The organism is Kitasatospora sp. NPDC049285 (genome assembly GCF_040678815.1).
Lineage (GTDB): Bacteria > Actinomycetota > Actinomycetes > Streptomycetales > Streptomycetaceae > Kitasatospora.
In genome coordinates, this window is record NZ_JBFAQR010000004.1 from 105,046 (window position 1) to 128,843 (window position 23,798).

Genomic DNA, 23,798 nt, shown 5'->3' on the forward strand with positions numbered 1-23,798 from the left:
GCGGTGGCGAGGTCGGTGACGGGCTTGGCGTGGCCGGTCCGTTCAGCCCTGGGACGGATCCGGCATCTGAGGGTGGCCGATCTGCACGCCCCCGTGGATCACACCGGCGGCGACCGAACCCTCCTGGGCACTGATGTGCACGTCTCCGCCGACCGCCATCCCGCCGTCCCCGGCCGACACCTGGGCCTGGGTCGCGCTCTCGGCCAGCAGCTCGCGCAGCGCCTCGCCGGCGCGCACGCGCTCGTCCTCCGGCAGGTCCTCCAGGAACGCCTCGAACCGGGCCTGCCAGGAGGCCTCCTGGCGGATCCGGAGCCGCTCCAGCTGCCCGCCCTCAGCCGCCGCGAGCTCGGCGGCGGTCCGGCCCAGCCGCTCCAGCTCGGCACTCTCACGCTGGGCGTTCCCCCGCCCGAACCAGGCGGCCACCCGGCCTCGGAACCCCTCCCAGGCCTGGGTACCGGCCGCGGTCATCACCGCCGTCCCGCCGGACATGGCCAGTGCGGTCAGCGTCTCGGACAGCATGCACAATCCCCCTGTCGACAACCGTGACCTCGACCGTACCGCGAGCCGGGCACCGCGCCCAGCCGGATATTCACGCGGCTACGCAGGCGAGCAAGGATAAGTGACTGATCGTCAGTAGTGTCGACCAAATCGTCACCCTGAAGCGCCGAAGGCGGTAATCGAGCTGAGTCCACGTCAGTTCCGCAGTTGACAAGGTCGCGGGCCGATGACGAGTGTGCCCGGGTGTGCACTGGGGGGTGAGGACGGCGCCCGGCCGCACGAGGAGGGGGTGCGGCCGGACGGCGGGCGGGTCAGTGCTTGCTGATCTGGACGTTGCGGATGTTCACGGGGAGCGTGGGGAAGCCGTCGCCGGGGTTGTTCTGGTCGTCCTCGCCGCCGGCTGCGATCTTCTGCAGGACGTCGAGCCCGGAGGTGACCTGGCCGAAGGGGGTGTAGGCGGGCGAGAGCTTGGTGTCCTTCCAGACGAAGAAGAACTGGCTGCCGTTGGTGTTCGGGCCGGCGTTGGCCATGGCGACGGTGCCGGCGGGGTAGGTGGCGCCGTCCAGGTTCTCGTCCGGGAACGAGTAGCCCGGACCGCCACTGCCGGTGCCGGTCGGGTCGCCGCACTGCAGGACGAAGATCCGCTGGGTGGTGAGCCGGTGGCAGTGGCTGCGGTCGAAGAAGTCGCGTTCGGCCAGGAACCGGAAGGAGAAGGTGGTGCACGGTGCCTTGTCCGTCAACGCCTTGAAGGTGATGGCGCCCTGACTGGTCTTCAGCGTCGCGTTGTAGGGCTGAGCGGCCTTCTTCGCGTCGAACACCGGGATGCCCTTGAAGTTGTCCGCCGGGACGGCCGGCGTGTAGGTGCAGCCGGCCGCGAGAGGGGCGGCGGGCTCCGCGGCTCCGGCGGCCGGGACGGACAGAGCGAGCGGCACGAGGGTCGCGGCAGCGGTGAGCAGTGCCCAGGACTTGCGCTTCATATGGCAACCTTCCCAAACGGTTTGGCGAGGACCTGCCATACATGCCCACTCCCCCGACGGCCACACCCCGCCATTCGCCCGCCTGGCCCTTGCACCCACCCTCGCCCACGCGATCCGGCAGCGGCGGACGTTCTCAGCGCCTGCTCAGCCGCGGCTCATCGCCGACCAAGGTGCGCGTCCGAGCATCGTCGCCATGATGGCACCATCGAGGTCACGGGCAGCCGCGCGCAGGCGGCGGCGGACGAGGCGACTCTGGCGGGCGGTGGCAGTGGTGGTGGCGTTCTCGGCACTCGGGTCGTGGCTGGTCTTCAACCACCCCGCGACCGGCACCCCGGTCAGCACCGCCGCCGCGGCCGTGTCCCCACCCTCACCCTCACCGAGCAGTGCAGCCACGGCCGCGGCCGAAACAGCCCCGCCCACCACCACGGCCGCTGGCACCGCCGAGGCGCTCGCGGACGCGGTCGACGCCCCCGGCGGCCACTTCGCCGTCACCGTCGCCGACCCCGCGTCCGGCGCGGAGGCGACCTACGGGACGGACAGCTTCGTCACCGCGTCGATCGTCAAGGTCGACATCCTGGCCGCGCTGCTCCTGCAGACCGGCGGCGAGCTGACGGACGATCAGAGGTCCGCCGCCGCGCTGATGATCGAGCAGAGCGACAACGACGCCGCGACGGCCCTGTTCCAGGCGGCGGGCGGCGCGACCGGGCTGGACCAGGCGAACGCCACGTTCGGTCTGACCGCGACGGTCGCCGGCACGGACGGCTACTGGGGCCTGACGTCGACCACCGCCGCCGACCAGGTGCGGCTGCTGCGGGCGGTGTTCACCGACGACTCGCCGCTGGACGCGGCCTCCCGCGGTTACCTCGGGCAGTTGATGGGCCGGGTCGTGGACGGCCAGGGCTGGGGCGTCTCGGCGGCGGACCAGGGCGGCGCGGTCGAACTGAAGAACGGCTGGCTGCCCCGGACCAGCACCGGCCTCTGGGTGGTCAACAGCATCGGCCGCGTCCAGTACGACGGCCGGGACCTGCTGGTGTCGGTGCTCAGCGACGGCTCGACCACCCAGGACGAGGGCGTCGCCCTGGTCGAGTCGGTCGCCTCGGCCGCAGTCCGGGTGTTCACCGCCTCGGGGAGCACCTCCCCGCAGCCGTGACCCGGCTCAGCGCGAGCCCCACCGGGCGACCTCCGCTTCGACCTGCGCGGCCTCCATGGCTCGGCCCCGGGCGGCACAGCAACTCGGCCTGGCCGCTCAGGGTGGCGAGGAAAGCGGGCAGGCAGAGCTCCGACGAGGCCGCGCTGGGCACGAACTATCTTATCCCGAACGCCAGTTGAGGACATTCCGGCGGCTGGCCGACTGCACCGTCCGGTGCGTCCGGGTCCACCGGCCCGGCTTGACCGGGAATCTGATTAGGTGCCATATTAGTTCTCGTGACCCAGCCTCCCGAGATCGGATCCGGCGCGCCCACGCTCGACCAGGCCCGCCGCCAGATCGCCCGCTACGGCCTCACGGCCGATCCGCAGGCGGTGCTGGTCGCGGCGCGGCTGATGGCGGCCGGCGCCCGGATCGGTCAGGCCGGCGAGGTGCACTTCGGTCGCTTCGGCCTCTCGACCGGCCGTTACCGACTGCTGTCCGACCTGGAGGACCACGGCGGCGAGAAGTCACCCTCGCAGCTCGCGCAGAGCCTCGGCGTCTCCCGCGCGACCGTGACCGGCCTGGTCGACGGCTTGGAACGCGAGGGCCTGGTGGCCCGGCGGCCGTCCACCGAGGACGGGCGCGGCAACGTGGTGATCCTCACCGCACGCGGCGCCGACAAGCTGCGCGACCTGGCGCCGGAGCACTTCGACCGGATGCAGGGCCTGGTCAGCGGACTCACCCAGGAGGAACGCGCCACCTTCCTCGACCTCCTGGCCCGCGTGGTGGCGGGCATCGACGCACTCACCCGGGACTGACCCAGCCAGGCGGGCCGCTGCACGGCCCGCCTTCCTTACGCCCACATAGTTAGCTACCTAAGCATATTCACATTGCCAGAGAGGAAGACCCATGGCCAAGAAAGCCCCCGGCGCTCCCCCGCCCTTCGTCCTGTGGCGCGAGGTACTGGTCGCCTACGCCATGCCCGCCGTGTCGGCTGGTGTCGGCGGATTCATCACCCGGCAGCCGGAGTTGGTGATCGCGGCGTTCACCACCATCGGCGGCACCTCCGCCCTGGTGGCCGCCGCACTCGGCGCCACGCTGCAGCGCCGCCCCGTCCGCGCCCGGGCCCCCCGCACTCCGCGCGCGCTCGCCGCCGCCGTGCTCGGCCTGCTCGCCGCAGCACTCGCCCTCGCCGTCGGACTCGCCGCCGCCCGCTGGCTACCGCACCTCCCGCACCTCGCCCACAGCCCGTGGCCACGCCGACTCCCGATCGACCTGCCGATCTCCTCGACCCTCGCAGCCACCATCACCACCTGGCGCTGGCGCGGCAGCCGCAAGCCGGACCACCGGCACCCCACCGCACCCGCATCCCACCCCGCATCCCACCCCGGGTTCCGACCCGAGCCCGCACCCGAGTTCCGGCCCGAGTTCCGCCGCGAGTTCAGCCCCGACTCCCGCCCCTGATCCCACGTCGAACCCCGTCGCCGATCCCATCCCGCCCCCGCCCCGAACCCCTCCCCACATCGCGCCCCCAACTCGTTCCCGAACCCCGTTCCGAAAGGCATACATCGTGATCGTCATCATGGGCGCCGGCGGCGCCACCGGCGGTGCCACCCTGCGCAGCCTCGCCGCCCTGGGCGTGCCGACCCGCGCCCTGAGCCGCGAGCCGGCCCGGCTGGCGGCCGCGCTCGACTCGCAGACGCTCCGTCAGACCGCGACCGTCCCGGCCGATGCCGCCGATCCGGAGTCCCTGCGGGCGGCCTTCCACGGGGCGCAGCAGGTGTTCCTCACCATGGCCAACGGGCCGCACCAGGTCCGGTACGAGCTGAACGCGATCGAGGCGGCGGTCGACTGCGGCGTGCAGCACATCGTCAAGGTCTCGGCGCCCGCCGCCGAGCCGGACTCGCCCGTCGCGGTCTCCCGCGGGCACCACCTGATCGAGGAACGGCTGCGCTCGACCGGCATCACCGCCACCGTGCTGCGACCGTACGCGTTCATGCAGAAGCTGCTGCTCCTGGCACCCGGCATCGCGGCCGCCGGGCTGGTGCACGGCGCGATGGGCGGGGCGCGGTGCAACTACGTGGACGTCCGCGACATCGGGGATGCGGGGGCCGCGGTCCTCACCCTGCCGGAGCTGGCCGGCGGTACGTACGCGCTCACCGGCGGACGGGCCTTCAGCTACCCGGAACTCACCGCGCTGCTGGGCGAGTTGATCGGCCGACCGATCCGCTACCTGGACCTCGGACCGGCCGAGCTGCACGCCCACCTGGTGGGCCAGGCCGGGATGCCGGACTGGCTGGCGGGCCACGTGGTGGAGATCCAGCAGTTGGCGGTGGCCCGCCCGGAGACGCCGGACGACGCCTTCCTCCGCCTCACCGGGCGCGCCCCTCGCACCTTGGAGGCCTTCCTCGGCGAGAACCTGCACCACTTCCACTGACCCTCGATCAGCACGGCGGGCCGGACCTCCCGGGACACCGGACGTCCGGCCCGTCAGCCGCGGTCAGCCAGATCGGCCGGATCGGCCGGCTCCGCCAGCACCCCGCGCGCCAGCTCGTGCAGCTCGGCCACCAGCTCCGCGTACCGCGCGTCCGAGACGTACTGCCGCTCCTCCGCGTGGTGCACGAACGCGCCGATCGGCCACAGCGGGGAGCCCGGGTCGTAGGCGATCAGCAGGCAGTGGATCCGCCACGCCGCGCCCTCGGGGCTCAGCCGACCCGCCAGCAGGTCCTCCAACGCGTACCGGGCCTGCGCCCACTCGCACTCCTGCGAACTGACGGGCAGTCGCAGGGCCGGGCCCAACTCCTCGGCCACCGCGGCGAGCAGGCGCCGCGCCTCCAGGTGGTCCCACTCGGGCAGCACCGCGAGCTCCCACAGGGTCGGCGCGTCCGCCCCGCCGACCAGCGCGGCCCGGGCCGCCGACACCGCCACCGCGGCATCCCGCACGCCGTCCGCGCCGTCCTCGATCAGCAGGCGGCGCACCGGCTTCAGCGCTTCGTCCAGGTCCATGCGCGGGAGCGTAGCCACCGACTCCCACCTGCGGCGACGGGTTTTCCGACCCGAAACGCCGTCAGCCCGACGACTGGCCCCGAGCCGGCGGCCAAGGCCGACCGACCACCCGAAGCCTGACCCGCCGTCACACTCCCCGGGCCCCGTACGCGCCGACCGGCCGCAGGGCCCGTGACCAGGGCACTTGACCGGGCGATCACGCAGTGCCTGAATGAGGCCCGCCCACGGCATCACACAGCCGTACGAGGGCGTGTGTCGCCATGGTTCGGAGTCGTCATGTCGTCGTTGTCGTACCGGGAGTGGTACCGCCCGAGCCCGCACCTTCCCGGGGCGATCGTCGGTACCGTGGCCTGCCTGACCCCGGCCTTCGCGCCGCTGCCGTTCTGGGTGCAGGCGGTCTTCGACGTGCCGGCCGCGGCTTTCGCCACCTGGACGCTCCACCTGGCGCTGCGGATCCATCCCGCGCTGCGGGCCGACGCCACCGGGCCGGGTCTGGTGCTGATCGCCCCGGGGTCCCTGCTGCGGCCGCGGCGCCTGACCGTCCAGTGGAGCCGGATCGAGGAGATCCGGGTGGTCGAGCAGTTCGAGGACGCCGTCCCGGTGCCCTGCCTGGAGATCGTCCGGAACGACGCCGTGGCGGCGCCGGAGCCGTTCGCCCGCGGCGCGGCTGCCGGGTACGTCCGGCACGCCGTCCGCGGCTGGCTCCCGGACCGGGCCGAGCTGGAGCGGATCGCGGGTCTCGCCGAGCCGGGCATCCGGTTCGCGGAGGCGGTGCCGCCGGCGATCGCCCGGGCGGAGCAGAACCGGCAGACCGACCGCGACGACGCGTCGCCCACCGCCGCCGACCCGCGTTTCCTGCTGGGCCTTTGGCGGTACGGATTCGGCCTGTTCGGCTGGCTCCTGCTGTCCGCGACGCTGCTGGGCTCCACGGTGCCGGACCTCGAGGCCCACCTCGGTGCGGGCCGTCCGGGCGTCTGGACCGCGGAGCCTGAGTACTGCGCCAAGGGCGCCTGCCACGTCCACGGGGACTTCGTCTCGGACGACGGCCGCGTGGTACGCACCGACCTGGCCCTGCGCGGCGACGACTCGCTGTACCCGGCCGGCTTCCAGGTCCGCGCGCGGGACGCGGGCTCGCACGACTACGTGTACCCGCCAGGCGGCCTCGGCAACGACTGGCCGGCGAACGCCCTGCTCACCCTCCTCGCCGCGCTGCCGCTCGCCTTCTGGACCTGGCGGGTCCCGGTCCGCGCGGCCCGCCGCTCCGCGGAACTCGAAGCGGCGCCGTACCTGTAGCCGCGCTGCACCCGTAGCCGTGCCGTACCTGTTGCGGCCGCACGGCCGAGGCCGCCACCCGCACACTGCGGGTGGCGGCCTCTCAGCGTGTGCCGGATCGTCAGCCCTTGAACGCGGTGGTGCCGTTCGGGGTGCCGAGGCCGGTGGGGCCGTCGTAGCCGGCGCCGGCCTTGCACAGGTAGGCCGGGGAGCAGGAGCCGTTGGAGCCGGTGGTCACGTCGAACAGCGACGTGGTGTGGGCGTAGGGGAACGAGGCCGGGCTGGAGCCGCTGCTCGGGGTGCCGGCCAGGGCGTAGACGCCCGCGATGATCGGGGCGGAGGCGCTGGTGCCGCCGTAGACGGCCCAGCCGCTGCCGCCGTAGGTCTGGTAGACGGCGACGCCGGTGGCCGGGTCGGCGACCGCGGAGACGTCGGCGATGGTGCGCTTGCTGCAGCCGGTGTCCTTCTGCCAGCTCGGCTTGGCGTCGTACTTGGAGCAGCCGGAGCCGGTGCCCTCGGTGGAGTTGGTGAGCCAGACGCTCTCCGACCAGCCGCGGGTGCTGGAGTCCTTCTTCAGCGCGGTGCCGCCGACCGCGGTCACGTACCGGGAGGCCGCCGGGTACTGGGCGCCGTAGGCGGAGTCGCCGGAGGAGACGGTGATGGCGACGCCCGGGTGGTTGAAGTAGGAGCTGTCGTAGGAGGTGTCGGCGGAGGACTCGGAGCCGCCGTAGCTGTTGGAGACGAACTTGGCCCCGAGGTTGACCGCGGTGTTCACGGAGGTGCCGAGGTTGGCCATGGTGGCGCTGCTGGCCTCCACCAGGATGATCTTCGCGTTGGGGGCGATCGCGGAGACCATGTCGAGGTCGAGCGAGATCTCGCCCGCCCAGCCGGTGTTGTTCGCCGGGAGCGAGCTGCCGCCGGTCTGGTTGACCTGCTTGAAGCAGCCGCTGGCCTTGGTGCAGGCGGGCAGGCCGTACTGGGCGCGGTAGGTGGCCATGTCCGACTCGGCGTTCGGGTCGTTGTAGGCGTCCACGATCGCGATGGTCATCCCCGCGCCGCCGTTCGCGGCCAGCTTGTACGCGCTGCGCAGGTCGGCCGGACCGTAGCCGGACGGGGTCGCGTTCGGGGTGACTCCGAGCGGCTGGACGGTCTCCACCGTGCTGGTCACACGCAGCGCGTGACAGGCCATGGTGTCGCCCTTGGCGAGCGTGTCGCACGCCTTGACCCAGGACGTGCCGTCCTTGGAGTGGACCTCCGGCCCGGCGGCCGCGCCCGCCGGTCCTGCGGTGGCGAAGGCGGACAGAGCGAGGGCGGCGGCCCCCGCGACGGCGAGGGCCGTGCGGCGGGTTGCGGCGACGGAAGTGCGCATGGGGGATTGCCTCCTGTGGCTGGGGTGACCGGAAGCGGTGCACGCCGAGCCGCGCGGGCGGATGGGTGTCCGGGCGCGCGGCGGGGCAGGCTCGACGGCGGGGATCTGGGGCCGCCGCCGGGCCGGGCGGGTCCGTGGAACCTCGGGACTGGCGTTCGACGCTATCCGGGCATGCTCATGCCCAACAAGAAGTCCGCAGGAATCCGAACCAGCCTTTTACCCCGCCCCGCTGACCCTTTGTCAGTCGACGCCGCTTCGCTCGAGGAGTCTTTGCCTCCGTTTCCCCGGTCCCCTCCCCCGCCCTCCTACCGGGTGTCGCCGGTCCAGTCCCACCGCAGCGGGTTCCCGGGCCGGGGCCGGTAGCGGGAGCGCCCGCCGGCGCCGAAGCGGCCGAGTTCGGTGGAGAGCGCGGTGCCGCCGACGAGCAGCTCGGTGGTCCAGCCGGTGACGTCCAGCAGCAGCCCGTCCAACGGTCCACCGCACAGCTCGCGGTAGGTCCGGCCCGGCCGCGGCCCCGGATCGTCGTGGTCCGCGCCGTAGACCCGGCCCCTCAGCAGCTCCTCGTCGTCCATACCGGCCACCCTCGCAGCCGCCACCGACATCCCCCGGCCGGGCCGCCGCCCTCACCCCGCTAGTCGGCCGGCGTCCAGAGCCGCAGCTTCTCGGGGTTGCGGACCACCCAGATCCGGGTCGCCCGGCCGCCCGCGGTGGCGAAGGCGGCCACCGTGGCGGTCACGCCGCCGAGTTGGGCCACCAGTCCGGGCGCACCGGCCACCGTGCACTCCAGCAGGCGCAGCCCGGGTGCCTTGTCGGCGATCGCGATCATGTACTGCGCGATCCGGGCGCCGCCCTCGACCGGCCGCAGCACGGTGCCGACCAGGCCGCCGCCGTCCGCCGTCATCACCGCGTCCGGGTCCAGCACGCCGACCAGCGCCGCGATGTTCCTGGCCTCCCACGCCTCCTTGACGTGCCGCACCACCTCGGCCTGCCCGACCGTCGAAGTCCCTTGCCCGGCCGCCGAAGTCCCTTGCCCCGCAGCCGACTTCGCGGCCCGCACCCGGCGGCGGCCGGAGCTGGCCAGCTCCCGGCAGGCGCCCGGCGTCCGGCCCACGATGGTGGAGATCTCGGGGAACGAGTACCGGAACACGTCGTGCAGCACGAACGCCACCCGCTCGGCGGGCGTCATCGTCTCCAGCACCACCAGGAACGCCATCGTCACCGACTCGTCCAGGGTGATCTGGTCGGCCGGGTCAGCCGCGGGGAGCCGTCCGGCCCACTCCCCGCGGTCGGGCACCGGCTCCGGCAGCCACTCCCCCACGTACCGCTCGCGCCGGACCCGCGCCGAGCCGAGCACGTCCAGGCAGATCCGCCCGGTCACGGTCGTCAGCCACGCGCCGGGCGACGCGACGGCCTCCCGCTTGCCCGCCGGCTGCGCGAACCACCGGGTGTAGGCCTCCTGCACGGCATCCTCCGCCTCGGTCACCGACCCCAGCAACCGGTAGGCCACGTTGACCAGTTGACGCCGTTCCCCCGGCCCCGCGCCGACCGTCCCGCTCCCCGACACCGCTCCCCCTCCGGCCCCGCCTTGCACTTCGCGGGGCTACGTCGTCGAACGGGTGAGACCTTATCGATCACCTGCCTCCGGGCGGACAAGGGGACTGCACCGTGACCACCCAGACCACCACCTCGTACCGCACCTCGGACCGCGCCGCGACCTTCCTGCGCACGTCGGTCGCGCTGCAGACCCTCGCCATCTTCTTCCAGGCCGTCACCGCCGGCGTGCTGCTCGCCTCCTCCCACGGCGAACTCCTGCACGGCATCGGCGCCCGCGTGATGTACGGCGCCTCCATGCTCTACGTCCTCGCCGCCGTCCTCGCCTGGCGTCCGGGCGGCGGCTCCCCCCGCCCGATCGCCCACGCCGTCGGCTTCCTCACCCTCGCGTCCGTCCAGGTCGTCCTGGGCATCGCCCACGTCCCGTCGGTCCACGTCCCGCTCGGCGTCACCATGTTCGGCCTCAGCATCCTGGACCTGGCCCGGCAGAGCGCCCGCACGCCCCGCCGCTAACAACCCGTCACCGGGTGGGGACGCTCGCGCGCGCCAGGACGGACAGCTCGAACGGCCGCAGCGCGTCGCCGCGTTCCCACTCCGCGGGCGCGATCGCCTCCCGCTGGCCGACGTACTCGACGGGCTGCAGCCGGTGTGCACGCAGCAGCCCGTCCATCTCCTCGACCCCGAGGAAGGTCCGCCACGGCTCGCCCTGCTCCGCGGCCGCCGCCATCACCTGCTCCGCGTAGGCCTGCCCGGCCTCGTCGCGCTGCCCCTCCGGGAGCAGGTGCTCCACGACGATCTCGGTACCGGGCGCGAAGCCGCCGACGGCCGCCAGCGTCCGCCCGACCGCCTCCCGGCTCAGGTACATCGTCACGCCGAGCCAACTCACCAGCGCGGGCCGCTCCGGATCGAAGCCCGCCCCCACCAGGCGCTCCCCCAGGACCGCGGCGCCTTCCCGCTCGAAGTCGACGGGGACGAAGCCCACCGACGACGGCACCTGAACCCCCGCGTCGGCCAGCGCCGCCCGCTTCCACTCCTGCATCCCGGGCCGGTCGACCTCGAACACCCGGACCCGATCCCCCCACGGTGACCGGAACCCGAAGGAGTCCAGCCCCGCCCCGAGCACCACGTACTGCTCGACGCCCCGCCCCACCGCCTCCGCCAGCCGGTCCTCGGTGTACCGGCTCCGGGTGACGGCCGTCGCCCGCGCCCCCGCCAGCACGGGATGCGCACCGTACGCCCGGTGGTACCCGAGCAGTTCCTCGGCCCGCTCCCCCAGCAGCGGCTGGGCCAGCGGGTCGACCAGGATCGAAGGGGTGCCGTCCACGAGGAGGTGCGCCGCACGCGCGGCGGCCGCCATGAGAGCCGTCCGGCTCGGCTGTCCGTTGTTCGCCATGACGCCGAACATTAACGGCAATTTCTGACACTATATCACAAAATGGTCAATTCCTGAAGCACCCTCAGATCCCGATCCGGCCACGAGCCGTTCGACCGCGCCCGCGGGGCTCACGCGGGGGGCTGGTCCAGCAGGGCGCAGACGAAGTCCTCCTCGACGGCGCGCAGGTGGGCCAGCAGGTCGGGGTTGCTCCGCTCGTTGACCTGCGCGGTGAGGGAGACGGTGACACTGCGGCGGCCGTCCGGGGTGCCGGCGCCGAACTGGGTGTAGCCGGCGGTGTTGCCCGTGTGGCCGTACACCACACCGCAGCGGGTGGTGTACTCGAAGATCGCCAGCCCGGCGCGGTTGGCCCCGGGACCCGCGGGCTCGGAGCTGCCCGCGACGAAGGCGCGCTGCTGCTCACGGGTGGCGTCGCTGATCAGCGGCCCGCCCGCGTACCCGGCCGCGAAGGCGCTGAAGTCCTTCGGCGTGGACACGATGCCGCCGGACGCCCAGGCGCCGGAGGCGCCGAACTGGGTGCTGACGTCCTCGGGCGCGGTGTTCGGACGGACGGCGTAGCCGTGCAGGTAGGGCGTGGGCAGCAGGTAGCCGGACGGCAGGCTGGTCCGGGTCAGGCCCAGTTGCCGGTAGACCTCCGAGTCCAGCAGGTCCTCGTAGCGCTGACCGGTCGCGGCCTCGGCCATCAGGGCGACGGCGATGTTGTCGGAGTTGGAGTAGTGGTACCGCGAACCGGGGTCGAACTCCAGCGGCTTCTCCGCGACGAAATCGAGCAGGTGCCGGGAGTCGAACACCCGGTGCGGGTCGGCGAGGAGCAGCTCGACGAAGTCGGGCGAGTTGCTGTAGTCCGGCAGCCCGCTGGTGTGGTTGAGCAGCTGACGCAGCGTCACCGCGCCCCAGGCGGCGGGCAGCGAGGGCAGCCGGTCGGCGAGGGTGTCGTCCAGGCCGAGCAGGCCGCAGTCGACCAGGCGCAGTGCGACCGCGCCGCTGAACGCCTTCGCGGCGCTCGCCAGCCGCATGTGGTCGCCCGGCTGCGGCGGCCGCCCGGTACCCACCTCCGCCACCCCGGCGCGGTACACCCGCAGGTGCTCACCGTCGCGGAGCACCGCGATCGCCCCGGGCGGCCCGTCCGGCCGGTCCACCAGTTCCTGCAGGCGGGCCCGCAGCGCGCGGTCGCCGTCCCCGTGCGACCGCGCGGCGGCGGGCCCGGCGGGCACCAGCGCCAGCGCGGCAGCGGCGGCGAGCAGCGCGGTGACCGCGTGCCCACCGCGACGGGTCAGCGGAGAACGGCGCGAGCGCAGCGACACAGAAACCCTCCGAACGACGAGTCGGCGGCGCGACCGATCGCCGCCCCGGCTGCAAGGCATCACCCACCGACAACGCCCGGAAACAGCACCGGCCCACCCGTGACCCACCTGGCCGAGCGCACACCTGAAACTCCTTCAGATACCTGTCCGGCCACGGCTGTACGGGTAGGCCTCTTCACGGTCACCTCGAACCTGGCCTGCGGGCGCTCGGGAGAGACGTTCTCCGCTGACGTCGTGGCCGCCGCGATGATCGACCGCCTGGTTCGCCACGCCCACGTCCTTACTCTCGCCAGCGACACCTACCGCAACCGCCGGTGCCGCGAACTCCTCGCACATGACAAGCGCGCACACCACGACTGAACGGGCCGATGCCTGCGCCTACGTTCTGACAGCGTTCAGCCGCCACCACGAGCTGTCCCGCTCCAGCTCCTCCAGATCTCGAGCCCTCTGTTCGACGTGGTCGACGAACTCGGCCGGCAGCCTGACGCCGTGGTCGAGGACGTAGTGAGCGAGCCCTTCCGGCCAGAGGTAGTAGCCATCGGTGAGATCACGGGACCCGTTGGAGCGCGAACACAGCCGGCACCTCGACGCTCCCATCCAGGACGCGGCCACCTGCCCGTGGTCCAGATAGTCCGCGATCCACAACCGTTCCTGCCGCTTCAGGACGGTGGCTGCAGCCAGCGCCGTGCCGCAGCGAGATTCACCTCGATGTCATCGCTCCAGGAGCAGACCTCCAGCCATGAGAGGTAGCCGCCTTGCGCGAAGACCAGGACCTCACCAGGGCACTCGCCGGTCTCGGTGAACAGCTGCATGTCGGCAGCCACGACAGTGCCGAGCCCCGTCGGCGCGGGCTCCACCGCGTCGGCGTCGAGCTCGAAGTAGGCACTGCCGCACCCGCACGTACAACGCGATTGCACCCTCAGTCGGGGCACCTGCCGTCGGAGGGCGACGTGAGCGGGCTCGTCCGGGTTCAGGACGAGGTCAAGCACGTCGGCTACATCCTCGGGCAGGCTGTCAGTCATACCGCCACCGTAGCTGACCAGCGGCTTTAAGCTTCGACCAATTCCGGGTCCGTCGACCCGGACCTCACAGGTCCAGGGCAGGCCGAGGTCGGCCGCGGCGAGGTTTGCCGATGTCACGCTTGACCAGCAACCAGACGCCATCGGTCGGGTTGGGTCCGGAGCATAAGTGGGCAGCTGGAACACCGTGAGCCACTCCGCGTTCGCTACCTGCTCACGTTCGACGCGGACCTGCCCGTTGACCCCTTGCTTGCGTGTGGCCACGCCTTCATAAGCCGTCCTCGCGGGGAAATGCCGCCCGGCGGCTACGGCCGGCCGCGCTGGCATCGGCTCAGAGGTTCTGCAGGTAGGCGCGGTGGACGGTGTATGCGGCGTCGCGTGGGGTCGGGTGGAGGAGGACGTCGTCGGTGGCGGCGTCGGCGATGAAGTAGCCCTCGTAGACGGCGACCCAGCCTTCGCCGAGGCCGGCCAGGCCGCGTTCGACCCAGCCGGGTTCGCGGGTGTCGCCGGTGACCAGGTAGACGTCCGGGTGGCCGGACCAGCCTTCGAGGGCCCAGCCGTCGCCGAAGACGCGCGGGTCGAGCGGGATGCGGAGCTCGACCGAGCCGGGGACTCCGCGCAGTTGCGGGTGCTGAGGCACCGTCACCGCCGCGTGCTCGTCCTCCGCGGACGGGAGGGCGTCGGCCTGCTGCGCCCGGTGCTGGTCGACCAGGTCGCGCAGCCGGCCGGCGCCCTCGTCGGAGGGGTTCGGCGCTCCTCCCCGGGACGAAACGGCCTCGGTCACCGGGGCCTGGGTTTCCACCCGCGGTCGAACGGCACCGGACAACGAACGGTCGGCCAGGCCCTGCGTTTCCACCCGCGGCTGAACATGGTCGGCCAGGCCCTGGGTTTCCGCCCGGGACGGAACGGCTTCCGCCTCGGGGCCGGCGGCAACAGTGCCGGAATCCCCGCGCGGCTCGACCCGGCCGTCCACACCGTCCCCCTGGTGCGGGAGCGGGCGAGCCACCGGGGTCTGAGCTTCGCCTCGCGGGGGAACGGCACGCGAGGCGGCAGGATCGACCGCGCGGCGCAGCACGGTCGTGACGGCGGACACCGCCGGGGCCGTTTCGTCCCGGGGAGGAATCTCGGGCTCGGCCGGGTGCCGGTCGCTCTCGTGGTGGGCCGTCAGGATGCGTTCGGCGAGTTCGTGGTGGCGGGCGAAGTAGCGCTCGGCGGCTTGGCGGAGGTCGTCCAGGGCCTGTTCGGCGAGGGCGTGGTCGTCGTTGCGGACCGCGCGTTCGAGCTGGAGCAGGTAGACCAGGTCGTGCTGGCGCAGCTTTCCGCCGAGGGCGAGCAGTTCCTCGGTGTCGGCGCTCACGGGGAAGTCGCCGGGCAGCGGGGGTTCCCGGCGGGAGGCGTCGGCGGCGCGGGTGAGGGCCTTGGAGCGGCGGTCGCGCTCGCCCTGCCGCTCGCGCTCGCGTTGCCGGTCGGCCTTGGACGAGCACGCCTTCGAGCAGTACTTCGGCCGGCGTCCGCGGCCGCCCCAGACCAGTTCGATGCCGCACACCTGGCACGCCGACGCGTCGGCCACGCTCGGCTCCGGCACGGCGGAGGCGTTCACGGTGTTCCTGCCCGGGGAGAAAGTCACGGCGTGGATGCTAACGGGGGGCTGCACCGCGTTCTCCCCCGGGGGGAATCCCGGGCCCCGCCCCCCACCATCCGCCTCGCGCACCGGCGTCGCGGGGCGACATGACGACGGCCGGCCAGGAAGGAGGCGCACCAGCGGGTGCGCGGGATCCTGCCGGGCCGGCCGTCGTCGAGGGGTCAGTCCCCGAGGGAGGCGTAGAACTCCTCGAAGGAGAGCTTGCCGTCGCCGTTGGCGTCCCGCCGGGCGATGATGGCCTGCGCGACGGTCTCGGTGACGTTGAAGTCGCCGAGCTGCGCCATGACCGCCTTGTGCTCGGCCGCGGTGATCCGGCCGTCGCCGTCGAGGTCGAGTCGCGCGAACGCCTGCCGGGCCTCGTCGATGTCCGCCATGTGGGTCCACCCCTTTCTGGTGCTTTTCTGGGCGCGGCCACAATAGCCGCCACCGCGTGCTACTTGTAACGGCGGCCGCCTCCTCCGCCGCCGCGCCCGGGTCATCGGGGCAGGTCACTCGCCCGGTCGTCGCCGCTGGCTGCGGGTACCGCCGACGATTTGACTGGTCGCCAGTTGCCGGCCGGTCCCGGTCGGCCCGAGGAAGTCACGAGGAGTCAAGGTGTTGCGAAGCTCTGCGGTGGCGGCCGCCGTCGCCCTGCTGTTCTCGGTCGCGCCGACCACGGCCCATGCGCAGGCTTCCGCGCCCCCGGACCGGACGGGCCTGTCCGTGTCGCCGATCCCGATCGGGGTTCCGATCGTGCTGCTCTTCGTCCCCGCCGCGTTGATCTTCATCCCCGCCCTCGTCGGCGAACTGCCGCGCCCCACCGGCCCCGCCCCCGCCTGACACCTGACACCTGACACCTACACTCGCCCGTATGGCATGCCGCATCAGTGAGTTGGTCCTGGACTGCGCCGACCCCGAGCGCCTCGCCGCCTTCTGGAGCGAGGTGCTCGGCTACGTGGAGATCGGACGTGAGCCGGACGGAAGCATCGAGATCGGTCCGCCGGACGTCGGGTTCGGCGGGCCGTTGCCGACCCTGGTGCTGAGTCCGAGCAGTGACCCGCGCCGCGGGAAGCTCCCCCTGCACCTGGACGTGAGCCCCACCGACCGTGACCAGCACGCCGAGCTGGAACGCCTCCTCGCCCTCGGCGCCCGCCCCGCAGACGTGGGCCAGACCGGCGAAGAACCCTGGCACGTCCTCGCCGACCCGGAGGGCAACGAGTTCTGCCTGCTCCGGTCCCGCATCGCCGCGGTCTGACGACCGCCGCGTGGCGGTACGCCCGGTGTGTGTTCACCGGTCGTACCGCCACGGGGAGGTGAGGGAGTGTCAGGCGACGTTGACCGCGCTCCAGGCGGCGGCGATGGCCTTGTACTCGGTGCTGGTGCTGCCGTAGAGGTCGCGGGCCGCGTTCAGGGAGGCGAGTCGGGCGCCCTTGTAGTCGGTGGTGGAGGTCATGTAGACGGTGAGGGCGCGGTACCAGATGGCGGCGACCTTCTGGTTGCCGATGCCGGCGACGGTGGAGCCGTTGCAGGTCGGCGAGTTGTAGCTGACGCCGTTGAGGGTCTTGGCGCCGCTGCCCTCGCTGGCGAGGTAGAACCAGTGGTTGCCGACGCCGGAGGAGTTGTGGACGTCCAGCCGGCCGACCGACTTGCTCCAGCAGTCCGCGGAGCTGCCGTCGAGCGAGGGCTTGTCGAAGCGGCGCAGCCACGGCGGGGTGGACTGGTCGGAGAACAGGTAGTCGCCCTTGTCGACGGCGTTGTTGGCGTAGAACTCGACCATGGTGCCGAAGATGTCGCTGGTGGACTCGTTGAGGCCGCCGGACTCGCCGCTGTAGCGGAGGTTGGCGGTGGCGCTGGTGACGCCGTGGGTCATCTCGTGGCCCATGGTGTCGAGGTCGACCTGCTCGGGGTCGGTGGTGCCGTTGCCGTCACCGGTCATCATGCAGAAGCAGGTGTCGGACCACTGGGCGTTGTCCCAGTTGGTGCCGACGTGCACGAAGACGGTGGCGCCCTTGCCGTCGTTCTTGATGCCGCTGCGGCCGAAGGTGTTCTTGTAGTAGTCGTACGTCCAGGCGGTGTTGGCGTGGGCGTCGACGGCGGCGGTGGCGCGGTCGGTGGAGAACTTCTTCCCGTCGCCCCAGACGTTGTCGGCGTCGGTGTAGAGGGTGCCCGAGGTCGCCTTGATGCTGCTGGCCGACAGGTTGTGGGCGTCCTTGGTGGTGTGGCCGCGGACCGGGTCGATCAGCGCGTAGGTGCCGTTCGCCTGCAGGGTGGTGGCGATGCTGATGTCGCCGGTGTACTCGGAGTGGCCGGTGCCGGTGGCCTGGTGCTCGGAGTCGTAGGCGTCGATGGCCTCGCCGGTGGTGGCGTCGGTGACGACGACCCGGCCGCTGGGCTGGCCCTGCTTGCCGGTGCCGCTGACAGTGGTCTGCCAGGCCAGGCGGGCGGTGCCGTCGGCCGCCCAGATGACGAGCTCGGGGGTGGAGGTGGCGTCGGCTATGCCGGGGGCCTCGCTCAGCGCGCGGGCGGCGCTGGTCTGGGCCGGCACGGCGGGGCTGGTGGTCTTGACGGCCGGGTTGTGGCCCTTGGCGCGGGAGCTGTCCTTGAGCTTGCCGCGGGCGTCCTGATGGACCACCAGGTCGCCGCCGATGACGGCCAGCCCCTGGTAGGTGCGGTCGAAGCGGACGTGCTGGGTGCCGTCCGCGTCGATGACGACGTCCTTGACCTTGAGGTCCTGGCCGGCGCCGTAGCCGAACTGGTCGGCGTTGTGGGAGACGTTGGCCTTGGCCTTGGCGATCGCCGCGTCCCGGCCGACGGCGGCGGTGGCGGTGCCGCACTGGACGGCGGTGGCGACGAGGGCGGCAGTGGCAGCCAGCGCGCCGGCCGTGAGGGTGCGGCGGCGCGAGGAGGAGGTGGGGCTCACTCGGTACTCCAGTCGGGTAGCTGCTGGGTAGCTGAGTGAGAGCTTGACGATGAACAGGCAAACAGTTCTATTAACAGAACGGAACGTGACCAGTTCGTAGCCACACCCCGCCTGACGCAGCGTCGGACGCGGCGTCGGACCGGGCGCGGCCTGCCGGGGTGACGGAGGGTCAGGACGTGGTGACCCGGTAGTTGTAGAGATAGGTGGCGAGCCGCCCGGAGACCGCGTCCAGCGCGTGCATCACGGCGCCGTCGGAGGTGGGCAGGAAGGCCAGCCCCTCGGTCTCGGAGCCGCTCGGCAGCGAGGAGGCCCGGTCGAAGACGTCGGTGACCTGGCCGCTGTCGGGATCGATCCTGTAGATCGACTTGGCGGCGTTGTTGGAGGAGGCGTACAGGCTGCCCTGGTAGATCTTCGCGCCCTGGATGCTGCCGATGACGGTGCTCAGCGGCACGGTCCTGACCAGGTGCAGGTCGGTCAGGCTGTAGACGTTCAGCGCGGGGGTCGGGTTGTACGCCGAGGAGTGGACGTACCCGCGGGCCGCGTCGACGGCGACCCAGGGCGCGCCGTCGGGCTGCACGCTGAGCGGCAGCGGGTAGGCGGTGCCGGTGTAGCCGAGCGTGGCGGCGTCGTAGAGCGCGATGTAGGGGTGCTGGTAGGCGCTGCCGTCCTCGATCGGGACGTACAGCTTGCCGTTGTAGTAGTCGATGTCGCCGATGTGGTTGTCGCCCTGGGCGGCCAGCGCGGCGGGAACGGCGGCCGCGTTGTTCGCCTGGACGCTCTGCTGGTCGAGGCTCACCCGGCTGAGGCCGTACTGCCAGGAGAAGTACCAGGAGGTGCCGTCGGTGGCGATGCCCTGGGAGCGCTGGAAGGCGGTGGTGAGGTAGTACGTCTGCCGGGACGCCTGCGTCCAGGTCTCCGTCGCGGAGGCGTCGGGGACGGTCGCGGTGAGCGCCAGGCCGGCCAGCGCCAGGGCGCCGAGGAGGTGCCGTCGCATGGGTAACTCCACTTTGCCGTGGGTGAGTTGACGCCATGTTCGGGCCGAGGGGTGACCGGCCGGTGGGTTCGCCCTGAACGCGGGCCGTCCAGGACCGACCCGGCCGGTGCGGGGCGGGCGGAGTGCGGCGTTCGGGTGGGTTTCGCTCGGCGGCGGGGTGTGGTGCGCGGTCGGCGGCGCGCGGCGTCCCTAGCGTGGGTGGCTCCGGTTTGTGCGCCCCCTGGAGCGGTGATGGCTTCGTCTTCGTCCGGCGGGTCCGCCCGCGTCGTCGATGGCGGCGGCGCGGACACGCGCAAGCGCGGCAGACTGTGGCGGATCGGCCGGTGGTGCGCGCGGCGCCCGGTGCTGGTGATCGTCCTCTGGCTGGTGGCGCTGGCGGGCGTGCAGATCGCCGACCGGGCCGTGGGCGGCACCTACTCGGACGACTTCTCGTTGCCGGGCACCCAGGCCCAGGAGGGCCGGGACGTGCTGCAGGCGCACGAGCCGGCGGCGGGCGGGACCAACGCCCAGATCGTGCTGCACGACGGCCAGTCGCTCACGGCCTTCCAGTCCCAGGTCGACCAGGCGGTCAGCTCGCTGCAGCACCTCCCGCACGTGCTCTCCGCGCAGAACCCGCTGCCCCCGCCGGGCCAGCCCGTGCCGCCAAGCGGCCCGCTCACCGCCGACGGCACGACCGGGTACATCACCGTGCGCTTCGACTCCGATCCCGGCTCCTTCGGGGCCGCCTACCTGGACCAGGTGGACGCCGCGGTCGCGCCGATGCGGCAGGCCGGGGTGCAGGTGGAGTACGGCGGTCCGCTGGGCGAGTTGGCGCGGCCGCCGGCCGACGACCGCAGCAGCGAGGCGATCGGCTTCGCGGTCGCGATCCTGGTGCTGCTGGCGGGCTTCGGCAGTGTGATCGCGGCGGGGCTGCCGCTGGTCAGCGCGCTGGTGTCGGTGGTCGTCGGCCTCGGCCTGCTGGGGTTGTTGTCGGCACTCACCACCTTCGCGACGGTGGCGCCGACGCTGGCCACGATGATCGGCCTCGGCGTCGGCATCGACTACGCCCTCTTCCTGTTGACCCGTCATCGACAGAACCTGATGGACGGCGCCGATCCGGTCGCCGCGGCCGCGCACGCGGTGGCCACCAGCGGACGGGCGGTGCTGATCTCCGGCTGCACGGTGGTGGTCGCACTGGCCGGCCTGTCGGTCTCGGGCATCTCGTTCATGGCGAAACTGGGCCTGGCCGCCGCGGTCACGGTGATCAGCGCGGTCTGCGGCGCGCTGACCCTGCTGCCCGCGATGATGGGCCTGATCGGCCGCAACATGGACCGCTTCACGGTCCGCACGCCGGTCGCCGAGGGCGACTCGCCGTCGGCCGACTCCGAGCAGGAGGGCGCCGACGACGACGCGGGCGGGATGTGGCACCGCTACGCCCGCCGGGTGGAGCGGCGGCCGTGGTGGTTCCTGATCTCCGGCCTGGTGGTGGTGGGCGTGCTGGCCATCCCGCTGGCGTCGATCCAGCTCGGTCACATCGACGACGGCGCGGACCCGACCTCGTTCACCGACCGGCGCGCGTTCGACCTGATGTCGGAGGCCTTCGGCCCCGGCTCCAACGGCCCGCTCACGGTGGTGGTCGACCAGACCTCGGTCCCCCAGGCGAACCGGGCCGCACTCGCCACCTCGGTCCAGCAGGCGCTGACCGGGGTGCCGAACACCGCCGGCACCCTGCCCCTGCAGACCAGCAGCGACGGCGACGTCCTGTTCACCACCGTCACCCCCGCGCAGGCGCCGCAGGACCAGAAGACCACCGACCTGGTCGGCCACCTCTCCGACACGGTGCTGCCGGCCGCGGTCGCGGGCACCGGCGCGACCACCTACGTGACCGGCACCACCGCGGCCCAGGTCGACTTCCTGGACATCGTGGCGAGCCGGCTGGTGCCGATCATCGCGGTGGTCGTCGGCCTGGCGTTCCTGATCATCCTGGCGGTCTTCCGGGCGCCGCTGGTCGCGCTGAAGGCCGCGGTCCTGAACCTGGTGTCGATCGCCGCCTCGTACGGCGTGCTGGTCGCGGTCTTCCAGTGGGGCTGGGGCGGGCCGGCGCTCGGGGTGGCGGGGAAGGTCCCGATCGAGAGCTACGTGCCGATGATGATGTTCGCGATCGTCTTCGGCCTGAGCATGGACTACGAGGTCTTCCTGCTCTCCCGGGTGCACGAGAACTGGATCCGCACCGGCGACAGCCGCGGCGCGGTCGCCCACGCGCTGGAGACCACGGCGCGGGTGATCGGCTGTGCGGCGCTCATCATGGTCAGCGTCTTCGCGGCGTTCATCGTCAGCGACAACGTGGTGATCAAGATGATGGGCCTGGGCCTCGCGGTCAGCGTGCTGATCGACGCCACCGTGGTGCGCCTGCTGATGGTGCCCGCCGCGATGACCCTGCTCGGCCCGGCCGCCTGGTGGACGCCGCGCTGGCTGGACCGGATCCTCCCCCACATCGACCCCGAGGGCGGCTCCGCCCCGCCGGCCGCCGCGAGCTGACGGACCGTCGGAGGCGACCCGCGGTACTGACTGACCCTCAGGCGGCGGACTGTGCGGCGCGGGCGGCCCGCACCCGGCGGTAGCTCCAGCCGATCAGGGCGAGCAGGATGACGCCGGAGACCGCGAGGCCGAGGCCGGTACCCCAGCCGGCCAGCGGCAGCGCGGGCACCAGCGCCCACGCGGCGCCCGCGCCGATCAGGGCGAGGCCGGCCAGCACGGTGCCGGCGATCCGCCAGGGCGAGGAGACGCCGGCCTCGGCGCCGCGCATCGCCCGCACCCGCAGCGGTTCGACGTAGCGCGCGACGGCGGGGACGGCGCGCGAGAAGAGGATCATCCCGGCGAGCAGGAGCAGCATGCCCGGCCCGGGGAGCACCAGCAGCGCCACCCCGGCGACGATCAGGACGGCCCCGCCGACGCCGAACGCGACCCGGACCAACGGGTGGCTCGTCGCGGCCCCCTCACGGGTCTGCGTCCACTGCTGCTCGCTCATCACCCCACCCTAACCGGAACGACCACCGGGAACGGCGGCCGCCCGCCTGCCGGAACGGATCCGGCGGGCGGGCGGCGGCAGGTCACGGGCGACCGGTGACGGGGCGTCAGGCGGCGAGGGCGGCGCGGCCGGCGCGCAGCACCTTGGCCTGGCCGGTGATCCGGCGGCCGAGGTGCTCGGCGGTGGCCAGGTCGGCCTTGTGCACGTCCTCGGGGCCCTGGTCGTTGTTGCTCTGGGCGCCGGCGCCGAGGAAGATGCCGAGCCTGTTGAGGTCGAACTCCGAGGCGGTGGAGGAGTTCCAGCCCGGGTGCAGGCCGAGGTTGACCCAGGTCATGCCGTGCTGGGCGGCCAGGATGCTGAAGAACTGCAGGGTGTGCAGCTTGTCGCCGCTCTTGCTGGCGGAGTTGGTGAACCCGGCGGCCAGCTTGTCCTTCCAGGCCTGGGTGAACCAGCGCTTGGAGGAGTCCTCCGCGAAGACGTGGAACGCGCCGGAGGCGGTGCCCATGTAGGTCGGCGAGCCGAAGACGATGCCGTCGGCGGCGTCCAGCTGCTCCCACTGCTCGTCGGTGATGGCGTCCACCGGGATCAGGTGGACGGTGGCGCCTTCGGCCTCCGCGCCGTTGCGGACGGCTTCGGCGAGGACGGCGGTGTGGCCGTAGCCGGAGTGGTAGGCGATCGCGATGACGGGGCTGTGGCTGGTCACGTGGGCTCCTGTGCTTTCGTTCGGTGAGCGCTGATGAAAGGAAAGCACTAACTATTCGAAAGCGCAAACCTCTGGATAGCGCTGTGGGATTCGGGGGCGCCGCCGTACACTGCGTGGTATGGCCACTGCACCGACCCGGACGACCGACTGCGAGACGGACCTCGCGTACGACGTCTTCGCGCGCGCCTGTCCCTCGCGCCACGTCCTCAAGGACGTCACCCACGCCTGGGGCACCCTCACCCTGGCCGCTCTGCGGGACGGAACCTTCCGCTTCAACGAGCTCCGCCGCCGGGTCGACGGCGTGAGCGAGAAGATGCTCTCCCAGACCCTCCAGGCCCTGGAGCGCGACGGCCTGGTCCACCGCCGCGCCGAGCCCACCAACCCCCCCCGCGTCGAGTACTGCCTCACCGACCTCGGCCGCGAGATCGCCGACCGCCTGCACGCCCTGGTCGAAGCCGTCGAGGGCCTGATGCCCCGCGTGGAGACCGCCCAACGGGAGTACGACGCCCGCGCCCAGGTCTGACCCCGGGTCAACTCGGCGGCAGGGTACGGTGTCGGCTCCAGGGGAGGGAGTGGCCGATGGCGGGGTTCGAGGCGGCGGCGGAGTACCTGTTCGCCCGGGAGACACGCAGCGCGCGGGGGGTGACCGGGGAGCCTGAGGGCTGGCCCGAGGCGCTGGAGCGGCTGCACGAGGTGGTGACCGGTCGACTCGGGGACGATCCGGCGCTGGCCCGGCTACGCGAGGAGGCCGTGGCGCGTGCGCCCTGGCCCCGCGAGCGGACCGTGCACCGTCTGGCGTTGGCGCTGGAGGACGCGGCCGAACAGGATCCGGAGTTCGCCGCCGAGCTGCGTGCCGCCCTCGACCGGGCGCACTCCGTCGCCCCCACCGCCCCACGCCCGATCGTCGTCCACAACACGATCAACGGCGGCGTCTTCCACGGGCAGATCATCCAGCACGACGTCCATCTCGACGCCCAGCCCGCGTCGGGTGCGCCGCCCGGGCCGCCGTTCGGGGACGACGAGGAGGACGCCTGA

Annotated in this window: 28 protein-coding genes; 12 read left to right on the plus strand and 16 right to left on the minus strand. The window is 72.6% G+C overall.

The window, feature by feature from the left end; genetic code table 11:
- Positions 1-42 precede the first annotated feature (42 nt).
- Both AB0K51_RS04620 and AB0K51_RS04625 read right to left on the minus strand, forming a co-directional pair.
- The gene (locus AB0K51_RS04620; protein WP_363450470.1) at positions 43-519 is read right to left on the minus strand and encodes a hypothetical protein; all 477 of its coding nucleotides are present in this window, start codon (positions 517-519) and stop codon (positions 43-45) included.
- A 290-nt stretch (positions 520-809) separates the two neighbouring features.
- A complete protein-coding gene (locus AB0K51_RS04625; RefSeq protein WP_363450472.1) occupies positions 810-1,475 on the minus strand; it encodes a peptidylprolyl isomerase in 666 nt (221 codons plus the stop codon).
- A 262-nt stretch (positions 1,476-1,737) separates the two neighbouring features.
- Here AB0K51_RS04625 and AB0K51_RS04630 point away from each other — a divergent pair, with 262 nt between their 5' ends.
- The 4 genes from AB0K51_RS04630 to AB0K51_RS04645 all read left to right on the plus strand — a co-directional run bounded on the left by AB0K51_RS04630 (position 1,738) and on the right by AB0K51_RS04645 (position 5,041).
- Positions 1,738-2,625: a serine hydrolase gene (locus AB0K51_RS04630; protein ID WP_363450474.1), complete on the plus strand. Its 888-nt coding sequence runs from the start codon at positions 1,738-1,740 to the stop codon at positions 2,623-2,625.
- A gap of 275 nt (positions 2,626-2,900) precedes the next feature.
- Entirely contained in the window at positions 2,901-3,422 is a 522-nt protein-coding gene (locus AB0K51_RS04635; RefSeq protein ID WP_363450476.1) for a MarR family transcriptional regulator, read from the plus strand.
- Positions 3,423-3,513: 91 nt separating this feature from the next.
- Positions 3,514-4,068 (plus strand): hypothetical protein, encoded by a 555-nt coding sequence (locus AB0K51_RS04640; RefSeq protein ID WP_363450478.1) that lies wholly within the window; start codon positions 3,514-3,516, stop codon positions 4,066-4,068.
- Positions 4,069-4,174: 106 nt separating this feature from the next.
- Positions 4,175-5,041, plus strand: a complete 867-nt coding sequence (locus tag AB0K51_RS04645; RefSeq protein ID WP_363450480.1) for an NmrA family NAD(P)-binding protein — start codon at positions 4,175-4,177, stop codon at positions 5,039-5,041.
- A gap of 53 nt (positions 5,042-5,094) precedes the next feature.
- Here AB0K51_RS04645 and AB0K51_RS04650 read toward each other — a convergent pair whose 3' ends face one another.
- Positions 5,095-5,610 (minus strand): hypothetical protein, encoded by a 516-nt coding sequence (locus tag AB0K51_RS04650; protein WP_363450482.1) that lies wholly within the window; start codon positions 5,608-5,610, stop codon positions 5,095-5,097.
- A 276-nt stretch (positions 5,611-5,886) separates the two neighbouring features.
- Here AB0K51_RS04650 and AB0K51_RS04655 point away from each other — a divergent pair, with 276 nt between their 5' ends.
- Positions 5,887-6,903 (plus strand): hypothetical protein, encoded by a 1,017-nt coding sequence (locus AB0K51_RS04655; protein WP_363450484.1) that lies wholly within the window; start codon positions 5,887-5,889, stop codon positions 6,901-6,903.
- A gap of 100 nt (positions 6,904-7,003) precedes the next feature.
- Here AB0K51_RS04655 and AB0K51_RS04660 read toward each other — a convergent pair whose 3' ends face one another.
- From AB0K51_RS04660 to AB0K51_RS04670, 3 genes are all read right to left on the minus strand, one after another.
- Positions 7,004-8,251, minus strand: a complete 1,248-nt coding sequence (locus AB0K51_RS04660; protein ID WP_363450486.1) for a S53 family peptidase — start codon at positions 8,249-8,251, stop codon at positions 7,004-7,006.
- Between the two features lie 305 nt (positions 8,252-8,556).
- Positions 8,557-8,823, minus strand: coding sequence for a hypothetical protein (locus tag AB0K51_RS04665; protein ID WP_363450488.1), 267 nt, complete (start codon positions 8,821-8,823; stop codon positions 8,557-8,559).
- Positions 8,824-8,882: 59 nt separating this feature from the next.
- Positions 8,883-9,815, minus strand: coding sequence for a sigma-70 family RNA polymerase sigma factor (locus AB0K51_RS04670; RefSeq protein ID WP_363450490.1), 933 nt, complete (start codon positions 9,813-9,815; stop codon positions 8,883-8,885).
- Between the two features lie 101 nt (positions 9,816-9,916).
- On the opposite strand from AB0K51_RS04670, the gene AB0K51_RS04675 reads away from it, so the two are divergent.
- Entirely contained in the window at positions 9,917-10,315 is a 399-nt protein-coding gene (locus AB0K51_RS04675) for a hypothetical protein (RefSeq protein WP_363450492.1), read from the plus strand.
- Between the two features lie 7 nt (positions 10,316-10,322).
- Here AB0K51_RS04675 and AB0K51_RS04680 read toward each other — a convergent pair whose 3' ends face one another.
- Both AB0K51_RS04680 and AB0K51_RS04685 read right to left on the minus strand, forming a co-directional pair.
- Complete coding sequence (locus tag AB0K51_RS04680) at positions 10,323-11,195, minus strand: class I SAM-dependent methyltransferase (protein ID WP_363450494.1); 873 nt, start codon at positions 11,193-11,195, stop codon at positions 10,323-10,325.
- A 110-nt stretch (positions 11,196-11,305) separates the two neighbouring features.
- Positions 11,306-12,499, minus strand: a complete 1,194-nt coding sequence (locus AB0K51_RS04685) for a serine hydrolase domain-containing protein (protein ID WP_363450496.1) — start codon at positions 12,497-12,499, stop codon at positions 11,306-11,308.
- Between the two features lie 99 nt (positions 12,500-12,598).
- Here AB0K51_RS04685 and AB0K51_RS04690 point away from each other — a divergent pair, with 99 nt between their 5' ends.
- Entirely contained in the window at positions 12,599-12,859 is a 261-nt protein-coding gene (locus AB0K51_RS04690; protein ID WP_363450498.1) for an ATP-binding protein, read from the plus strand.
- 18 nt (positions 12,860-12,877) lie between these two features.
- On the opposite strand, the gene AB0K51_RS04695 is transcribed toward AB0K51_RS04690, so the two are convergent.
- The 4 genes from AB0K51_RS04695 to AB0K51_RS04710 form a co-directional block, all read right to left on the minus strand.
- Complete coding sequence (locus AB0K51_RS04695; RefSeq protein WP_363450501.1) at positions 12,878-13,144, minus strand: hypothetical protein; 267 nt, start codon at positions 13,142-13,144, stop codon at positions 12,878-12,880.
- Between the two features lie 14 nt (positions 13,145-13,158).
- Entirely contained in the window at positions 13,159-13,782 is a 624-nt protein-coding gene (locus tag AB0K51_RS04700; RefSeq protein ID WP_363450503.1) for a hypothetical protein, read from the minus strand.
- Positions 13,783-13,849: 67 nt separating this feature from the next.
- Entirely contained in the window at positions 13,850-15,145 is a 1,296-nt protein-coding gene (locus tag AB0K51_RS04705; RefSeq protein ID WP_363450505.1) for a hypothetical protein, read from the minus strand.
- A 176-nt stretch (positions 15,146-15,321) separates the two neighbouring features.
- Positions 15,322-15,534, minus strand: coding sequence for an EF-hand domain-containing protein (locus AB0K51_RS04710; protein WP_363450507.1), 213 nt, complete (start codon positions 15,532-15,534; stop codon positions 15,322-15,324).
- 220 nt (positions 15,535-15,754) lie between these two features.
- Between AB0K51_RS04710 and AB0K51_RS04715 the strand changes: the two genes are divergently transcribed.
- Together AB0K51_RS04715 and AB0K51_RS04720 are read left to right on the plus strand one after the other, a co-directional pair.
- Positions 15,755-15,979, plus strand: coding sequence for a hypothetical protein (locus AB0K51_RS04715; protein WP_363450509.1), 225 nt, complete (start codon positions 15,755-15,757; stop codon positions 15,977-15,979).
- Between the two features lie 31 nt (positions 15,980-16,010).
- A complete protein-coding gene (locus AB0K51_RS04720; RefSeq protein WP_363450511.1) occupies positions 16,011-16,394 on the plus strand; it encodes a VOC family protein in 384 nt (127 codons plus the stop codon).
- A gap of 69 nt (positions 16,395-16,463) precedes the next feature.
- On the opposite strand, the gene AB0K51_RS04725 is transcribed toward AB0K51_RS04720, so the two are convergent.
- Both AB0K51_RS04725 and AB0K51_RS04730 read right to left on the minus strand, forming a co-directional pair.
- Positions 16,464-18,059, minus strand: a complete 1,596-nt coding sequence (locus tag AB0K51_RS04725; protein WP_363450513.1) for a M4 family metallopeptidase — start codon at positions 18,057-18,059, stop codon at positions 16,464-16,466.
- Between the two features lie 169 nt (positions 18,060-18,228).
- The gene (locus AB0K51_RS04730; protein WP_363450515.1) at positions 18,229-19,053 is read right to left on the minus strand and encodes a hypothetical protein; all 825 of its coding nucleotides are present in this window, start codon (positions 19,051-19,053) and stop codon (positions 18,229-18,231) included.
- A 231-nt stretch (positions 19,054-19,284) separates the two neighbouring features.
- Here AB0K51_RS04730 and AB0K51_RS04735 point away from each other — a divergent pair, with 231 nt between their 5' ends.
- Entirely contained in the window at positions 19,285-21,570 is a 2,286-nt protein-coding gene (locus AB0K51_RS04735) for an MMPL family transporter (protein ID WP_363450517.1), read from the plus strand.
- Positions 21,571-21,607: 37 nt separating this feature from the next.
- Here AB0K51_RS04735 and AB0K51_RS04740 read toward each other — a convergent pair whose 3' ends face one another.
- The gene (locus AB0K51_RS04740) at positions 21,608-22,060 is read right to left on the minus strand and encodes a PGPGW domain-containing protein (RefSeq protein ID WP_363450519.1); all 453 of its coding nucleotides are present in this window, start codon (positions 22,058-22,060) and stop codon (positions 21,608-21,610) included.
- A gap of 106 nt (positions 22,061-22,166) precedes the next feature.
- Positions 22,167-22,763: a flavodoxin family protein gene (locus AB0K51_RS04745; RefSeq protein ID WP_363450521.1), complete on the minus strand. Its 597-nt coding sequence runs from the start codon at positions 22,761-22,763 to the stop codon at positions 22,167-22,169.
- Positions 22,764-22,881: 118 nt separating this feature from the next.
- Between AB0K51_RS04745 and AB0K51_RS04750 the strand changes: the two genes are divergently transcribed.
- The gene (locus AB0K51_RS04750) at positions 22,882-23,286 is read left to right on the plus strand and encodes a helix-turn-helix domain-containing protein (RefSeq protein ID WP_363450523.1); all 405 of its coding nucleotides are present in this window, start codon (positions 22,882-22,884) and stop codon (positions 23,284-23,286) included.
- A gap of 56 nt (positions 23,287-23,342) precedes the next feature.
- Positions 23,343-23,798, plus strand: coding sequence for a hypothetical protein (locus AB0K51_RS04755; RefSeq protein WP_363450525.1), 456 nt, complete (start codon positions 23,343-23,345; stop codon positions 23,796-23,798).

Excerpts from the sequence above, each read along its gene's own strand:
- AB0K51_RS04750 (WP_363450523.1), top strand. The coding sequence starts at position 22,882 with ATGGCCACTGCACCGACCCGGACGACCGACTGCGAGACGGACCTCGCG.
- AB0K51_RS04735 (WP_363450517.1), top strand. The coding sequence starts at position 19,285 with ATGGCTTCGTCTTCGTCCGGCGGGTCCGCCCGCGTCGTCGATGGCGGC.
- AB0K51_RS04665 (WP_363450488.1), bottom strand. The coding sequence starts at position 8,823 with ATGGACGACGAGGAGCTGCTGAGGGGCCGGGTCTACGGCGCGGACCAC.
- AB0K51_RS04680 (WP_363450494.1), bottom strand. The coding sequence starts at position 11,195 with ATGGCGAACAACGGACAGCCGAGCCGGACGGCTCTCATGGCGGCCGCC.
- AB0K51_RS04620 (WP_363450470.1), bottom strand. The coding sequence starts at position 519 with ATGCTGTCCGAGACGCTGACCGCACTGGCCATGTCCGGCGGGACGGCG.
- AB0K51_RS04720 (WP_363450511.1), top strand. The coding sequence starts at position 16,011 with ATGGCATGCCGCATCAGTGAGTTGGTCCTGGACTGCGCCGACCCCGAG.
- AB0K51_RS04640 (WP_363450478.1), top strand. The coding sequence starts at position 3,514 with ATGGCCAAGAAAGCCCCCGGCGCTCCCCCGCCCTTCGTCCTGTGGCGC.
- AB0K51_RS04650 (WP_363450482.1), bottom strand. The coding sequence starts at position 5,610 with ATGGACCTGGACGAAGCGCTGAAGCCGGTGCGCCGCCTGCTGATCGAG.
- AB0K51_RS04710 (WP_363450507.1), bottom strand. The coding sequence starts at position 15,534 with ATGGCGGACATCGACGAGGCCCGGCAGGCGTTCGCGCGACTCGACCTC.
- AB0K51_RS04755 (WP_363450525.1), top strand. The coding sequence starts at position 23,343 with ATGGCGGGGTTCGAGGCGGCGGCGGAGTACCTGTTCGCCCGGGAGACA.
- AB0K51_RS04660 (WP_363450486.1), bottom strand. The coding sequence starts at position 8,251 with ATGCGCACTTCCGTCGCCGCAACCCGCCGCACGGCCCTCGCCGTCGCG.
- AB0K51_RS04730 (WP_363450515.1), bottom strand. The coding sequence starts at position 19,053 with ATGCGACGGCACCTCCTCGGCGCCCTGGCGCTGGCCGGCCTGGCGCTC.
- AB0K51_RS04655 (WP_363450484.1), top strand. The coding sequence starts at position 5,887 with ATGTCGTCGTTGTCGTACCGGGAGTGGTACCGCCCGAGCCCGCACCTT.
- AB0K51_RS04625 (WP_363450472.1), bottom strand. The coding sequence starts at position 1,475 with ATGAAGCGCAAGTCCTGGGCACTGCTCACCGCTGCCGCGACCCTCGTG.
- AB0K51_RS04740 (WP_363450519.1), bottom strand. The coding sequence starts at position 22,060 with ATGAGCGAGCAGCAGTGGACGCAGACCCGTGAGGGGGCCGCGACGAGC.